General features: G+C 68.0%; 14 protein-coding genes. 8 read left to right on the top strand and 6 right to left on the bottom strand.

What is annotated here, in order from left to right:
* Positions 1–67: 67 nt before the first annotated feature.
* Positions 68–709, top strand: a complete 642-nt coding sequence (locus tag ACH438_RS08695) for an HU family DNA-binding protein (protein ID WP_397002791.1) — start codon at positions 68–70, stop codon at positions 707–709.
* Positions 710–952: 243 nt separating this feature from the next.
* On the opposite strand, the gene ACH438_RS08690 is transcribed toward ACH438_RS08695, so the two are convergent.
* From ACH438_RS08690 to cofC, 3 genes are all read right to left on the bottom strand, one after another.
* Positions 953–1,909, bottom strand: a complete 957-nt coding sequence (locus ACH438_RS08690) for an NUDIX domain-containing protein (protein ID WP_397002789.1) — start codon at positions 1,907–1,909, stop codon at positions 953–955.
* The gene (locus ACH438_RS08685) at positions 1,906–4,140 is read right to left on the bottom strand and encodes an RNA degradosome polyphosphate kinase (protein WP_397002787.1); all 2,235 of its coding nucleotides are present in this window, start codon (positions 4,138–4,140) and stop codon (positions 1,906–1,908) included. Before ACH438_RS08685 ends, ACH438_RS08690 begins: the two co-directional genes overlap by 4 nt.
* Before the next feature lie 62 nt (positions 4,141–4,202).
* A complete protein-coding gene (gene cofC, locus ACH438_RS08680) occupies positions 4,203–4,961 on the bottom strand; it encodes a 2-phospho-L-lactate guanylyltransferase (RefSeq protein ID WP_397003705.1) in 759 nt (252 codons plus the stop codon).
* An 81-nt stretch (positions 4,962–5,042) separates the two neighbouring features.
* Between cofC and ACH438_RS08675 the strand changes: the two genes are divergently transcribed.
* Both ACH438_RS08675 and ACH438_RS08670 read left to right on the top strand, forming a co-directional pair.
* The gene (locus tag ACH438_RS08675) at positions 5,043–6,038 is read left to right on the top strand and encodes an NAD(P)H-dependent glycerol-3-phosphate dehydrogenase (protein ID WP_397002785.1); all 996 of its coding nucleotides are present in this window, start codon (positions 5,043–5,045) and stop codon (positions 6,036–6,038) included.
* Positions 6,039–6,143: 105 nt separating this feature from the next.
* Entirely contained in the window at positions 6,144–7,241 is a 1,098-nt protein-coding gene (locus tag ACH438_RS08670) for a D-alanine--D-alanine ligase family protein (RefSeq protein ID WP_397002783.1), read from the top strand.
* Positions 7,242–7,245: 4 nt separating this feature from the next.
* Here ACH438_RS08670 and ACH438_RS08665 read toward each other — a convergent pair whose 3' ends face one another.
* Positions 7,246–7,881 (bottom strand): DUF3515 domain-containing protein, encoded by a 636-nt coding sequence (locus tag ACH438_RS08665; RefSeq protein WP_397002781.1) that lies wholly within the window; start codon positions 7,879–7,881, stop codon positions 7,246–7,248.
* Positions 7,882–8,063: 182 nt separating this feature from the next.
* On the opposite strand from ACH438_RS08665, the gene ACH438_RS08660 reads away from it, so the two are divergent.
* Genes ACH438_RS08660 through ACH438_RS08650 form a run of 3 tightly spaced genes read left to right on the top strand, consistent with a single transcriptional unit; the run spans position 8,064 to position 10,025 of the window.
* Positions 8,064–9,008: a thiamine-phosphate kinase gene (locus ACH438_RS08660; RefSeq protein WP_397003703.1), complete on the top strand. Its 945-nt coding sequence runs from the start codon at positions 8,064–8,066 to the stop codon at positions 9,006–9,008.
* Between the two features lie 47 nt (positions 9,009–9,055).
* On the top strand, positions 9,056–9,733 hold the full coding sequence (locus ACH438_RS08655; RefSeq protein WP_397002779.1) for a uracil-DNA glycosylase: 678 nt from the start codon (positions 9,056–9,058) through the stop codon (positions 9,731–9,733).
* Between the two features lie 34 nt (positions 9,734–9,767).
* Positions 9,768–10,025 (top strand): hypothetical protein, encoded by a 258-nt coding sequence (locus ACH438_RS08650; RefSeq protein WP_397002777.1) that lies wholly within the window; start codon positions 9,768–9,770, stop codon positions 10,023–10,025.
* Here ACH438_RS08650 and ACH438_RS08645 read toward each other — a convergent pair.
* Both ACH438_RS08645 and rpmB read right to left on the bottom strand, forming a co-directional pair.
* A complete protein-coding gene (locus tag ACH438_RS08645) occupies positions 10,022–10,543 on the bottom strand; it encodes a GNAT family N-acetyltransferase (RefSeq protein ID WP_397002775.1) in 522 nt (173 codons plus the stop codon). The genes ACH438_RS08650 and ACH438_RS08645 overlap by 4 nt on opposite strands.
* Before the next feature lie 53 nt (positions 10,544–10,596).
* On the bottom strand, positions 10,597–10,788 hold the full coding sequence (rpmB, locus tag ACH438_RS08640; protein WP_011210730.1) for a 50S ribosomal protein L28: 192 nt from the start codon (positions 10,786–10,788) through the stop codon (positions 10,597–10,599).
* 347 nt (positions 10,789–11,135) lie between these two features.
* On the opposite strand from rpmB, the gene ACH438_RS08635 reads away from it, so the two are divergent.
* Positions 11,136–12,863 carry a DAK2 domain-containing protein gene (locus tag ACH438_RS08635; protein WP_397002772.1) on the top strand — a complete coding sequence of 576 codons (1,728 nt, stop codon included), beginning with the start codon at positions 11,136–11,138 and terminating at the stop codon, positions 12,861–12,863.
* Positions 12,864–15,131, top strand: coding sequence for an ATP-dependent DNA helicase RecG (gene recG / locus ACH438_RS08630; RefSeq protein WP_397002770.1), 2,268 nt, complete (start codon positions 12,864–12,866; stop codon positions 15,129–15,131).

The raw sequence follows: 15,131 nt of genomic DNA, 5'->3' as shown, positions 1-15,131 counted from the left end.
CCCGGAAAGGGTTTACCGTGGTACCTAGTCGGTCCGACGACGGGCCATTTAGTCTGCGGAGGATTCAATGAACAAGGCGGAACTGATCGATGTTCTGACCGAGAAGTTGGGTACTGACAGGCGCACCGCTACTGCTGCAGTCGAGCAGATGGTAGACACGATCGTGCGTGCTGTGAACAAAGGTCAGAGCGTCACCATCACGGGATTCGGTGTCTTCGAACAGCGTAAGCGGGCCGCGCGTGTTGCTCGTAACCCCCGTACCGGCGAAACCGTCAAGGTGAAGCCGACTTCGGTGCCGGCCTTCCGTCCCGGCGCTCAGTTCAAGGCGATCATCGCCGGCAAGCAGAAGATCGCGTCGAGCGGCCCGGCCGTGAAGCGTGGTGTGGCTGCCCCGGTTTCGGGCAAGGCGGGTGCGAAGAAGACCACCGCCAAGAAGACCGCCAAGAAGGCAGCGACGAAGGCTCCGGCCAAGACCACGGCCAAGAAGGCGGCTTCCAAGGCTCCGGCCAAGAAGGCCACCGCCAAGAAGACGACTGCTGCGAAGAAGGCCACCACTGCGAAGAAGGCCCCGGCCAAGGCCACTGCCGCCAAGAAGACCACTGCGGCAAAGAAGACCACGGCCACCAAGGCCGTGAAGGCCACCGCCAAGAAGACTGCGAAGAAGGCTCCGGCCAAGAAGGCCGCCGCCAAGCGCACTGCCCGTCGCTGACGAGCGAAGCGTATTGCCCGTCCCTGACGGGCTTTCGACGCAGGACGACATGTGAGACGGCCCGGCGATGCCGGGCCGTTTCGCATGTCAGGGGCCGGAAATGGCCGGGCCGCGCGGGAATTCGGCCGCGGCCGGAAGCGGATCATCCCGGTCGACGAGATACGTTCTTCTCAGTTAGCCGGAAACGGTCGTGAATCCCCGTGTGCCGCCCGGTTATTACCGGGATTCTGTCCGCGAAAATCCCTATGGCCGAATATCGGTGGGCGCGAGCGCCTTATCCAGGTGATCCGCCGCCACCAATCGCCCCCCGTGCAATGAGAGCACCCAGACGCTGCCCTTCCGATTACGCGCCGGCGGCAGCGTGACGCCGTCCATGGCGGCCCACCACTCCACCAGGTCCGGAATCACCTTGCCCTGACTGCAGATCACCCGCACAGCACCCGGATCCACCAGCTCGCGGGCGCGTTTCCGGGCCGTGTCCCGCGCTGCCGCATAACCACTTTCGGAGAACAGCGGCTCCAGTTCGATCTCGGCGCCGAGCTGTTCGGCCAGCGGGGTAACGGTTTGGACACAGCGGGCCGGTGGGGCGGAGACGATTTCGGCCGCCCCGAAGGCGAGCAGGTTCGGCACCAGCTCGCGAGCCTGTGCGCGACCGGCCTTTTCGAGCGGCCGCTCGTCGTCGTCACCGGCGAACCGGTCCTTGCGGCCCGCCTTGCCGTGCCGGACGAGCAGCAGCGTGGACGTCTCGGCCGGGAGGCGCAGGAAATTGCGGATGATGGTGCGATCCATCGGATAGGAGACCGCGTCCATGACGCCCCGCGGGGTCTGCCAATCCAGCACGTCGACTTCCGGATTCGACTCGAACTCGCCGTCGAGGACGCGGGCCGCCCAGTAGTCCACTCGCTTGAGCTTGCGGTGCCCGGTGACCGGATACGTCACATGGCCGAGATAACGGCCCAGACGCGAATTCAGGCCGGTTTCCTCGGTCACCTCGCGCGCGGCCGCGACCACCGGGGTCTCGCCGGGATCCAATTTGCCCTTGGGCAGCGACCAGTCGTCGTACTTGGGCCGGTGCACGAGGGCCATCTCGGGTTCGCCGTCCGGGCCGGGGCGCCACAACACCGCCCCCGCGGCAAGGATATTGGCGGTGACCCGGGGGTCGGCATATCTGGCAGCGGGGGCGGTGTCGGGTCTGCTCACTGGTGATCCGGCCGTCGCAGTCGCATGAGGTATTCCTGATGGTCGCGAATGTCCTCGCCGGCCACTTCGGGATCGGGCTGCGCCTGCCAGCCGCCGTCGGCCTGCAGTACCCAGCAGCGGGTGTTGGGATGCAGGGCGGAATCGAAGACCTGCCCCAGCCGGTCGGCCAGCTTCGGATCCTTGACCTGGGCCAGCACTTCCACGCGCCGGTCGAGATTCCGGTGCATCATGTCGGCGCTGCCGATCCAGTACTCGTTCTGCGCCTGGAAATGCAGCACGCGCGAATGTTCCAGGTAGCGGCCGAGTATCGAGCGCACCTCGATATTCTCGCTCATTCCGGGCACGCCGGGGCGCAGCCCGCAGATTCCGCGGACCACGATCTGCACCGGTACGTCGGCCTGGGAGGCCCGGTACAGCGCGTCGATGACCTGTTCGTCGACGATGGCATTGGCCTTCAGCCGGATTCGCGCGTCCTTGCCCTCGGCGGCGAGCTGGATCTCGCGGTCGATGCGCTCGATGATCCCGGCCCGCACGCCGATCGGCGCCACCAGCAGATTGCGGTAGTTGGCCTTTCGGGAGTACCCGGTCAGCGAGTTGAACAGGTCGGTGAGGTCGGCGCCGATCTCCGGTGCGGCCGTGAGCAATCCGACATCTTCGTACAACCGGGCGGTCTTCGGATTGTAATTACCGGTGCCGATGTGGCAGTAGCGACGGATGGTGGCTCCCTCGCGCCGCACCACGAGACAGGTCTTGCAGTGTGTCTTGAGGCCGACGAGGCCGTAGACCACGTGCACGCCCGCCTGTTCCAGCGCCCGCGCCCATTTGATGTTGGCCTGCTCGTCGAAGCGGGCCTTGATCTCCACCAGCGCGACGACCTGCTTACCGGCCTCGGCGGCGTCGATGAGCGCGTTCACGATCGGGGAATCACCCGAGGTGCGGTACAGGGTCTGCTTGATGGCCAGCACCTGCGGATCGGCGGCGGCCTGTTCGATGAACCGCTGCACGCTGGTGGAGAAGGAGTCGTACGGGTGGTGCACCAGCACATCGCCCTCGCGCAGGGCGGCGAAAACGTTTCGCGGCGTTTCCCGTTCACCGAAGGCGGCCGGGGTGGCGGGCACGAACGGGGCGTCCTTGAGCATCGGCCGGTCGACGCCGTACACCTGCCACAGGCAGGACAGGTCCAGCAAGCCCGGCACCTGGATGACATCGGCGGGATCCACGTCGAGTTCGCGCAACAGCAGATCGAGCATGTGCTCGGTCATATCGTCGGAGACTTCCAGGCGCACCGGGGATCCGAAGCGGCGGCGGGCGAGTTCGCGTTCCAGAGCCTGCAGCAGGTCCTCGTCGCGGTCCTCCTCGACCTCCAGATCGGCATTGCGGGTGATCCGGAACGAATGCTGTTCCACCACTTCCATTCCCGGGAACAGCTGATCCAGGTGGGCGGCGATCAGCTCCTCCATGGGGAGGAAGGCGGCCATGTTGGTGGCTTGCGCCGCAGCGGATTCCCGCACGGCCGAATCCCGGCTGGCGTGCTGGGCGGCCTCGCGGGCGGTGGGGGTGCGGCGGACCCGGACGAAGCGGTCCACATTGTCGGGCACCTTGACGCGGGCGAAGTGCTCGCCGCCGGTGGCCGAATCCTTCACTGTCACGGCGAGATTCAGGCTCAGGCCGCTGATGTAGGGGAAGGGGTGCGCCGGATCCACGGCCAGCGGGGTGAGCACCGGGAAGACCTGATCCTGGAAATACCCGGAGAGGCGCTGCTTCTCGGTGTCGTCCAGATCGGTCCAGCGGATGATGGCGATGCCCTCCTCGGTCAGGGCGGGCAGCACCTGATCGAGGAACACATTGGCGTGCCGGACCGCGAGCTTCTGCGTGCGTTCGGCGATCATCTCGAGCTGTTCGGTGGGGGAGAGGCCGTCGGCGGACCGCACCGACAATCCGGTTTCCGCGCGGCGCTTCAATCCGGCGACGCGGACCATATAGAACTCGTCGAGGTTCGAGGCGAAAATGGCGAGGAATTTCGCCCGCTCCAGGAGCGGCTCCGACTGATCCTCGGCGAGGGCCAGCACACGGGCATTGAAGTCGAGCCAGCTCAGTTCCCGGTTGACGTACCGATCCTGGGGCAGCCGCGTCTGCGTGGCTGGGGTGGGCGCCGGGGTTGCCGCGGGCGGGGCCGCGGGTAGCAGCGGCGATTGCTTGACGGTATCCGTATCGCTCACTCTCACGATCATTCCTTATGTCGCGGGTGGGGTGCCGAAGTGACACCGTCCATTGCAGCGCAGATCACGCCCGGTCAGCGAACTGAAGACCGGGCGCTGTGCACATCTTCCTTTACTTGACACGCCAGCGACACGCCGATTTCATTCAGCAGCGTGCGGGTTGCCTCCCCAACGCCGAGCGCGACGGCGCGCTCCAGATCGACAGCGGTGTCGACGTCCTGACGCAGACCCGGCCAATCGCCGAGCAATTCGATCGCGCCGGCGGCAATGTGCCGCCGCGCCGAATCCCGGCCGAACAGCGGATCCAGCGCCTGCGGATCACGCGCCAGCAGCGCGACCGTGCCGCTGCCCTCGTGATCGGCCACCACCGCGCGCTGCTGCGTCGCCGCGGCCAGCACCTCGGCGAGTTCCTGCGGGCGCATTGCGGGCAGATCCGCTTGCAGGGCAAGCAGATCGACGGCCCCGTGGCGTTCCCGGACCGCCGCGGCGCCCGCGGCCAGCGCGGCATTCAAGCCACCGTGGCCGTTGCGGGTGAATTCCGTCGCGGGCGGCTCGGGATGTACCTGGGCGCCCAAGCGGTGCACCAGTTCGGTGACCGTGGGATCGGGGGTCACCACGGTGACCGAGGCGATCCCCGGGGTCGCCACCGCGGCGGTCACGGTGTCGGCGAGCATGGCCAGAACCAGCCGCGGCCGTTCCTGCGCGGGCAGGTGATCGGCCAGCCGGCTCTTGGCGAGCCCGAGATTCTTCACAGCGATGATGGCATGCACGTGCGTACCGGCCCTCCTGGAACCATTCGTGTCACTGCACCCAGCCACGCGCATGCCGGAAATCTTCCCACCCGAAAGTGTCCGGTGTGTGAGCGGTGTCGGGATCGGCGGAGTCCGTGCATGTGCGCGACCTATATTGATCTGATGGCTAGGGCAGCGGTACTGGGAGCGGGGTCATGGGGGACCTCCTTCGCGAAGGTGTTGGCGGAAGCGGGAACCGAGGTCACCATGTGGGCCCGGCGGCCCGAGGTGGCGCAGACGCTCGCGAACGAGCATCGCAATCCCTGGTATCTGCCGGAGGTGGAACTGCCGCCGATCGCGGCCACTCACGATCCGGCGATCGCCCTGGACGGGGCCGATATCGTGGTGCTGGCGGTGCCCTCGCAGTCGCTGCGCACCAATCTGGCCGAGTGGAAAACCCTCATTCCTGGTGATTCGACGCTGCTGAGCCTCGCCAAGGGCATCGAGACCGGCACCCTGTTGCGCATGAGCCAGGTGATCGCCGAGGTCACCGACGCGGATCCGAGCCGGATCGCGGTGCTCTCCGGGCCGAACCTGGCGCGCGAGATCGCCGAGCGGCAGCCCGCCGCCACCGTGGTCGCCTGCACCGACGCCGCGCGCGCGGAAGCCGTGCAGCGGGCCAGCGCCACCGGCTATTTCCGGCCGTACACCAACAGCGATGTGATCGGCTGCGAGATCGCCGGCGCTTGCAAGAACGTGATCGCGCTGGCCTGTGGCATCGCCTCGGGAATGGGCTTGGGCGACAACTCCGTTGCCAGCCTGATCACCCGCGGGCTGGCCGAGATCATCCGCCTGGGCGTGGCGCTCGGCGCGGAACCGGTGACCTTCGCGGGTCTGGCCGGGGTCGGCGATCTCGTCGCCACCTGTACCTCGCCACTCTCCCGCAATCGGTCCTTCGGGCATGTGCTGGGCGCCGGCGGGACCATGGAAACCGCGCAGCAGGCGACTCATGGCCAGGTGGCCGAGGGTGTGAAGTCGTGCACATCGGTGCGCGCGCTGGCCGAGAAGCACGGCGTGGAAATGCCGTTGACCACGGGTGTGCACGGCGTCTGCCACGAGGGCCTGTCCGCGGCGGATGCGGTCGGGCAGCTGCTGGGCCGCCGCCTGAAGTCGGAGTAGCCGGCGCCGCGCTGCACGATGGCCGCCGAATAACACGGCCCGATACGGCGACCCGGTATGACCGTGTAACACTGCCGCCACACCCGACCGGGTACGGTTCCCCGCATGACCAACAGGATCCGGGTGGCGGTGGTTTTCGGTGGCCGAAGCAACGAGCATGGCGTCTCGTGTGTCTCGGCCCGGACCGTACTGGGCAACCTGGATCCCGAACGCTACGAGGCGGTGCCGATCGGCATCACGCGCGACGGCACCTGGGTGCTCGGCAACGGCGACCCCCGCACCCTGAGCCCGCAGGGCCGGGCGCTCCCTTCGGTGGACGCGACCGGCACCGCGCTGACCCTGTCCGCCGATCCCTCGCGGCCGGGCAGCCTGGTGCCGCTGGACGGCGCCGAAACCGTGCTCGGCAGTGTGGATGTGGTGTTCCCGGTGCTGCACGGCGCCTTCGGTGAGGACGGCACCCTGCAGGGGCTGCTGGAACTGGCCGGGCTGCCGTACGTCGGGCCCGGCGTGCTGGCCAGCGCGGCCGGCATGGACAAGGAGTTCACCAAGAAACTCCTTGCGGCCGAGGGACTTCCGATCGGCGATCAGGTGGTGCTGCGTCCCGGCGTGAAGACCCTGTCCGACGAGGACAAGCAGCGCCTGGGCCTGCCGGTGTTCGTGAAGCCCTCGCGCGGCGGATCCTCCATCGGCATCACCAAGGTGGACGGCTGGGACGCGCTCGACGCCGCCATTGCCGTTGCCCGCCAGCACGATCCGAAGGTGATCATCGAGGGCGCCATCGTGGGCCGCGAAGTCGAGTGCGGCGTACTGGAATTCCCGGACGGCCGGGTGGAAGCCAGTGTGGTGGCGGAGATCCGGATGCCCGAGGAGACGCCGGACGGGCCGGAGTTCTACGACTTCGACACCAAGTACCTGGACGACGTCTGCGAATTCGATGTCCCCGCCAAGCTGGACGACGATGTGTCGCTGCAGATCCGGGAGCTCGCCGTACAGGCGTTCCGCGCCCTGGACTGCCAGGGCCTGGCCCGCGTCGACTTCTTCGTCACCGAGCAGGGCCCGGTCATCAACGAGATCAACACCATGCCGGGGTTCACCTCGATCTCCATGTACCCGCGCATGTGGGATGCCACCGGCATCGACAATCGCACGCTGGTGAGCACCCTCATCGAGACGGCGCTGGCCCGGGGGACCGGGCTGCGCTGACGGGTCAGTTGGGCAGGGGGTTCGGGTCCAGCGGCTGTTCCGGGATCGCCTTGGCGATGGCGTCCGAAACCTCCTGCAGCGGAGTCGCTCCGGCATTGTCCGGCGTGGTCAGGGCGATGTAGGTGCCGCGATCCACGGCCCACCAGGTGCCCGAGGTGACGCCGGTGGTCTGGTCCCGGACCTCGAACCAGCTGACCCCGTTGACCACCTGCAGCGGCGAGGCCTTGTTGAATTCCAGGGGCCGTTCCAGACCACAGCGCAGCACGATCGCGTTCCCGCCGTCCGGCAGCTGCCACGCCTGGGTGGCGGGCGGGGCGGGCTGCACCAGTTCGGATTTGGTGTAGTCGCCGATCTTGTCCGGCAGTCCGCCCATCAGGGTCGTGCACTGCGGGCCGTTCGCGGCCGGCGCGGACACCGCCCCCAGCGCGAGCGGATCGCGCGAGGGATGCCGGTTGGCCAGCACACCCATGACGAGCACGCCGACGACCAGGGCGACGGGCAGCGCGATGGCGGTCGCGATCAACGCGGGCGACCGCCTGCTCGAGTACTCGGCCTCCGCATCCTGGGCGGTGCTGCCACTCTCGGCCGCGGAGGAATCGGTGGTTTCTGCTGCGTCGCTGTCGCGGGTGTCGTTGCTCATCCGGTCGTCGGTCCCCGATCGTGCCGTGCCGGGGCGCACGCGCGTCCCGGCTGGTGGTCGTCGATTTCGGGTTCGAGGGTACCGTTTCCGGGTCAGCCGTCCGCATCACACTCTGTCCCGAGGAGACCGTCATCACCGCCAGCAGTCCTGCCCGCACCGTTCGCGAGCTCGGGGAGTTCGCGCTGATCGCGCGCATCAATGCGGGCCGCACCCAGGCCCCGGGCGTGCTGCTGGGTCCCGGCGACGACGCCGCGGTGGTAGCCGCGCCGGAGGGGCGGTTCGTGGTGACCACCGACATGCTGGTGCAGGACCGGCATTTCCGGCTGGACTGGTCGAGCGCGCGGGATATCGGGCGCAAGGCGATCGCGCAGAACGCCGCCGATGTGGTGGCCATGGGTGCGGTGCCGAGCGCGTTCGTGGTGTCGCTCGGCTGCCCGGCCGATACCGCCGTGGATTTCGTCACGGACCTGGCGGACGGCATGTGGGAGGAGGCCGCGCGGGCGGGCGCGTCCATCGCCGGCGGGGATATGGTGCGCAGCCCGGTGCTGATCGTCTCGGTGACGGCCTTCGGTGATCCGCGGCGCGCGCCGATCAAGCGGTCGGGTGCGCGCGTGGGGGATGTGGTCGCGGTGGCCGGGAAACTCGGCTGGTCCGGGGCGGGCCTGGCGGTATTGTCGGCCGTCGCCGCGCGGCCGGGCGTCGCGCCGGTCGATCTCGGCGAGTTCAGCGAGTTCGCGGATGTGGTTGCCACGCACCGGGTTCCGCAGCCGGTGTACGACGCGGTGCTGGAACTGCCGGATGACGTGGAGATCACCGCGCTCACCGACGTCTCCGACGGCCTGCTGGCGGATCTGGGGCATATTGCCGAATCGTCCGGTGTGGCCATCGATCTGGAGGCCGCGGCGCTGCACGATCCGGGCCTGGAGGCGGTCGGCAAGGCGCTGGGCGTCAACCCCCTTGACTGGATTCTGGCGGGCGGTGAGGACCACGCCTTCGCCGCGACCTTCACCGATTCGGGTGATTTGCCGGAAGATTGGACGGTCATCGGCCGGGTCGTCGCAGGCGCGGGCGTGACCATCGACGGAACCTCTCGGTCCGGACCTTCCGGTTGGGAATCCTTCGCATAGCAGGCCCCGGTTCCGCCGTGAAACTCGACACGATAAGTTTTCCCGACATGGGCGCCAAACCACTGTCGGAGGTCATAGATACGGGCTGGGCCGAGGCCCTCGAGCCGGTGACCGACCGCATCGCCGAGATGGGTGAGTTCCTCCGCACCGAAAACGCCGCCGGGCGTGGCTATCTCCCCAAGGGGGAGAACGTGCTGCGCGCCTTCCAGCGGCCGTTCGACAAGGTCCGGGTTCTCATCGTCGGCCAGGATCCGTATCCGACCCCCGGCCATCCGATGGGCCTGAGTTTCTCGGTGGCCCCGGATGTTTCGCCGGTACCGCGCAGCCTGGGCAATATATTCTCCGAGTACACCAAGGATCTCGGCTTCCCGACGCCGTCCAACGGTGATCTGTCGCCGTGGTCCGATCAGGGCGTGCTCATGCTGAACCGAGTCCTCACCGTGCAGCCCGGCCAGCCGGCCTCGCATCGCGGCAAGGGCTGGGAAGCGGTGACCGAACAGGCGATTCGCGCCCTGGTTGCCCGGGAACAGCCCATGGTGGCGATCCTGTGGGGCCGCGATGCGTCCACGCTGAAGCCGATGCTGGGCGCTACGCCCTGCATCGAATCCGCCCATCCGTCACCGTTGTCGGCGTCGCGGGGGTTCTTCGGATCCCGTCCGTTCTCCCGTACCAACGAATTGCTGGGTACCCTAGGGGCCGCGCCGGTGGACTGGCGTCTGCCCTAACGCGTAACCGTTGACCTGATTCAGGAGCATGTACATGCAGAAGAAGACTGCCCGTGGTGTTTTCGTCGCGCTGGCCGCGGGGGCCGCGCTCGCCGCTGTTCCGGCCGCCGCCAATGCGGAGCCGCTGACACTGGTGCCCGCCCCCGCAACCGCCCCGCAGGCCGCCGCGCCGGTCGGGAGCCTGTTCGACACCAACAGCGTGAGCGGGTTGTCGTCGAATGTGACCTCGCGGGTCGCCTGCATCTTCCAGTCGATCAGCCAGAATGTGGACTGCATCAACGGCCAGAACTAGGCCCGGCGCAGCATCCGCACTTGTGATGCGGGAGTGAAGGCTTCGACTCGGCGCCTGCCGTCGAGTTCGAAGCCGTTCTTCTTGTAGAAGGCCTGTGCGCGGGGGTTCTCTTCGAACACCCACAGTGACGTGTCCTCGGTCCGCGACAGCACCGCGTCCATCAGATCCTGTGCCACTCCGGTGCCGTAGTAGGCGGCGCGTACGTACATGGCATTGAGTTCCTGTGCGGCAGGCGGGTTTTCCTCCCGGGCCGGGCTGCTACAGGCGAAGCCGATGACGATATTGTCGGCGACCGCGACCACCATGCGGCCCGCGGATCTGATCCGGATGCGTTCCCAGGCCTCGGCGCGCCTGCCGATATCGAAGGCGTCCAGCATGTGCTGGGGCACCAGGCCCTGATACGCCTCACGCCAGCAGGCGACGTGACAGGCCCCCAGACTGTAGGCGTGCACCGCCGCCAGCGGCACAACATTCCAGTCACGCAATTCCGCCCCCGAGTGGTCGATCGTTCCGGGCACAAACAAAAGCCCCGGACCCATTCTGGGTGCCGGGGCTTCCGTAGTGAAGCTGATCAGCCGCGAACGACCTTGCCCGCCTTCAGGCAGGAGGTGCACACGTTCATGCGGCGGGTGTTGCCGGGCGCCACCTGCGCGCGCACGGTCTGGATGTTCGGGTTCCAGCGACGGTTGGTGCGCCGGTGCGAGTGCGAAACCGACTTACCGAAGCCGGGGCCCTTGGCGCAAACGTCGCAGACGGCAGCCATAGTCGCGAGCTCCTTCATGTCATGTGGGGACGCGCTGCAAGATATACAGCGTGTCCGAAATCTAATGTCTTGGACGTGCCAGCCAGTGGATCACTGGCGACGCTGTGCCGATTCCGACAGAGTGCGGTATCAGCTGCCGCGTCAGGCAACCCTGCAAGAGTAACCAACCTGTATCGGCGATGTCCAATTGCCCCCTGCGCGGTGACCTGTGTACGGCGGCTGGCCGGTGGTATTCGCTACCCGAATGCCAGGTGACGGCGCGATGTCGGTGTACGCGACTAGGCTGGCGGCCGGGGTTTGTACAGCTGTGTGACCGGAATGCCTGGTGTGGCGGAAGGACGGTGACGGTGCCCGGGGTAGGGGACGCGCTCGACGGTACTGCGCTGCTGCGCTGGGCTCGGCTCAGCCTGGCCGCCCTCGACCGCCACCGCGACGAGATCAACACCCTCAATGTCTTCCCGGTAGCCGACTCGGACACCGGCACCAACCTCCTCGCCACCATGCGCGCGGCTGTCCGCGCCGGCGACGCGGCCGTGCACAAGCTCGAGGATGATGCTGATCACACCGAGTCCGCGCACGAGATCGCGGCCGCGATGGCCCGGGGTGCGACGGCCGGGGCGCGGGGGAATTCGGGGATCATCCTGTCGCAGGTATTGCGTGGGATCGCGGATGCGGCAGCCGATGGGCCGTTGAGTGAGCGCACCCTGCGGGTCGGGTTGCGGCGGGCGGCGCGGCTGGTGCGGGAGGCGCTGAGTTCTCCGGTCGAGGGGACCATGCTCACGGTGCTGGATCGGGCTGCCGAACGCGCGGCCGATTGCCCCGAGCATTCGCTCGAAGCGGTGGCACTCGCGGCCGCGGATGGGGCGGCCAAGGCTTTGGGGGAGACGCCCGCGCAGTTGGGAGTGCTGCGCGAGGCGGGTGTGGTGGACGCGGGGGCGCGCGGGCTACTGGTGCTGCTGGATGAGCTCGTTGCCATCTCGGGTGGGGTCGCACCCACGCGGCCCGCGTATGCGCGGACGTCGCCGGCGGGTGGATCGCGTGGGCGAGGCCCGGGAACCACGGGCCTCGGCGGCGCGGTCCGGCCCAGGGGGATCGTTTCGGCCCCCGGGGAGCGCGCTGCGGAGCTGGATCGGCTCGGCGGTGACTCGGATGTGGTTGCGGACGAGGCGAATTCGTGGGTGGGCGCGCCGCAGTACGAGGTGATGTATCTGCTTCGGGAGACCGATGAGGGGCGGACTCGGGTGCTGCGGGATCGGCTTGCGGAGCTGGGGGATTCGGTGGTCGTGGTGGGGGATGGGGTGGGTGGGTGGTCGGCGCATGTGCATTGTGCGGATGCGGGGGCTGCCGTGGAGGCCGGGATGGCGGCGGGGGCTTTGAGCGGGATTCGGATCGAGTGGCTGGCGGTGTCGGCGCATGCGCCGGCGGGGGATCGGGGAATTCTGGCTGTTGCCAATGGGAGCGGGGCGGTGCGGTTGTTCGAGGATGCGGGCGCCGCGGTGCTGGAGGGTGATGTGACGGCGGAGGCGCTGCTGGCGGCGATACGGCGGATGCCGCAGCGCGAGGTGCTGGTGCTACCCAACGGCGCGTTGCCGGCGCACGAACTGGTGGCGGTGAGTGTGGCCGCCCGCGACGGGCAACGCGATGTATTGATGCTGCCGTGCGGGTCGATGGTGCAGGGGCTGGCGGCGCTGTCCATGCACGACGGCGGCCGGATGGCGGTGGACGATGCGTTCGCCATGTCCGAGGCTGCGGCCGGAACCCGTTGGGGCGCACTGCGTATCGCGCCGGAGCGGGCGCTGACCATTGTCGGCACCTGTGCGGCGGGCGACGGGCTGGGCCTGGTGGGGCACGATGTGGTGGTGATCGATTCGGATGTGCGGGGCGCCGGGCGCACGCTGCTGGATCGAATGCTCGGTCTCGGCGGGGAATTGGTGACGATGCTGGTCGGAGCCGAAGCGCCGCAAGGGCTTTCGGAAGAGCTGGCCGACCATGTCACCGCGGCCTTCCCGGGCGTGGAGGTGGTGGTGTATCCCGGCGGACAAGCCGGTGACCTGGTGCAGATCGGGGTGGAATAGATGGCGACACTGGCTGATCGGCTCGACTACGTACTCGGGGTGAAGGCCGCCGAGCCACTGGGCGAGGCCTTCGACATGCAGACCGTCGAGGATCTGCTGCGGCACTATCCGCTGCGCTACGCCACCCAGGGGCAGCCCCTCACCGAGGAGGCGCCGGAGGAAGGCCAGCACATCACCGTGATGGGCCGCGTCACCAAAACCGAACTGCGGCCCATGAAGAACCGCAAGGGCAGCCTGCTGAAGGTCTCCCTCGACACCGGCGACGCCCGCCCGGTGGAGATCACCTTCTTCAATGGCGACAAGGTGCGCTACCTGGTGAAGGAAGGCGTGCGCGCCATGATGTCGGGCACCGTGCACTGGTGGCGCCCCGACCGCTGGAACCTCTCGCACCCGGACTATCTGATCCTGCCCGACAAAGAGGACGGCTCGATCGAGAACCTCACCTCGGTCCGCGGCGGCGGCGCGCTGCGCGGGCTGGCCGCGAGCGCGAAAGGCGCGGGCGGCGTGGATGTCTCGTTCTTCGAGCGGGAATTCATCCCGGTGTATCCCGCGACCGCCAAGGTACAGAGCTGGGATCTGCTGCGCTGCGTACGGCAGGTGCTCGATCAGCTCGACCCCATCGACGATCCGCTGCCCGAATCCCTGCGCACCGAGCACGACCTGCTCCCGGTCTCGGACGCCCTGCGCCTGATCCACCTACCCGAGCACAAGGCCGATATCGAACAGGCCAGGGGCCGTCTGCGTTTCGACGAGGCCCTGGCCTTGCAGCTGGTGCTGGCCGAACGCCGCCACCAGGTGGAGGGCCGCACCGCCAAGCCGTGCCTGCCCCGCACCGACGGCATTGCCGCCGCGTTCGACAAGCGCCTGCCCTTCGAGCTGACCGAGGGCCAGCGCACCGTCATCGACGAGATCTCCGCCGACCTGTCCCGCAGCCATCCCATGCACCGGCTGCTGCAGGGTGAAGTGGGTTCCGGTAAGACGATCGTCGCCCTGCACGCCATGCTGCAGGTGGTCGACAACGGCCAGCAGTGTGCGCTGCTCGCGCCCACGGAAGTGCTTGCCTCGCAGCACTTCCGGTCCTTGAAGAACATGCTCGGCGATCTCGGTTCGGCCGGTGAACTGGGTGCCGCGGACCTCGCCACCAAGGTGGTGCTGGTGACCGGTTCCATGTCCGCGGGCCAGAAGAAGTCGGCCCTGCTGGACGCGGTCACGGGTGAGGCCGGTCTGGTGATCGGCACGCACGCCCTGATCCAGGACAATGTCGACTTCTTCGATCTCGGCATGGTGGTGGTCGACGAGCAGCACCGTTTCGGCGTCGAGCAGCGGGATGCCTTGCGCGCCAAGGCCAAGAACGGCATCAGCCCGCACCTGCTGGTGATGACCGCCACCCCGATTCCGCGCACCATCGCCATGACGACGCTCGGCGATCTCGAAACCTCCGTTCTCACCCAGCTACCCCGCGGCCGCTCGCCGATCACCTCGAAGGTGGTGCCCGCCAAGGTGAAACCCGCCTGGGTGGACCGGGCGTGGGAACGCATCCACGAGGAGGTCGAGGCGGGCCGCCAGGCGTACGTCGTGTGCTCCCGCATCGGCGACGACGAGGAGAACGGAAAAGCCAAGGGCCGCAAGAAGGCCGAGGAGGAGAAGGAAGGCCCCACCACCCACTCCGCCCTCGACATCTACGAACTCCTCCGCACCGGTCCCCTGAAGGATCTGCGCGTGGGCCTGCTGCACGGCCGCCTCCCCTCCGACGAGAAGGACCGCGTCATGCGGGCTTTCAACGATTGCGAGATAGACGTCCTGGTCTGCACCACGGTCGTCGAGGTCGGTGTCGACGTCCCCAATGCCACGGTCATGGCCATAGTCGATGCCGACCGCTTCGGCGTCAGCCAGCTCCACCAGCTCCGCGGCCGAGTAGGCCGAGGCAAGCACGCCGGCCTGTGCCTCCTCATTACCGAGACCAACCCGGTAGGCACCGCCATGGCTCGCCTGGAAGCGGTGGCAGGCACCACCGACGGCTTCGAACTCTCCGTCCTCGACCTCCGCCAACGCCGCGAAGGCGACGTCCTGGGCTCCGCCCAATCCGGCACCGCCCGCAGCCTCCGCCTCCTCTCCCTCCTCGACGACCTCGAAGTCATCACCGCGGCACAGCAATTGGCCCGCGAGGTGGTCGAATCCGACCCGGGCCTGCAGAACCACCCCGGCCTGGCCCGCATGATGCACGCCGCCGTCGACGGCGAACGCCTGGAGTACCTGGCCAAGTCCTGA

The organism is Nocardia sp. NPDC020380 (genome assembly GCF_044386975.1).
Lineage (GTDB): Bacteria > Actinomycetota > Actinomycetes > Mycobacteriales > Mycobacteriaceae > Nocardia.
The sequence above is the reverse complement of the archived record's forward strand: the minus strand, read 5'-3'. Positions and strand labels throughout refer to the sequence as shown.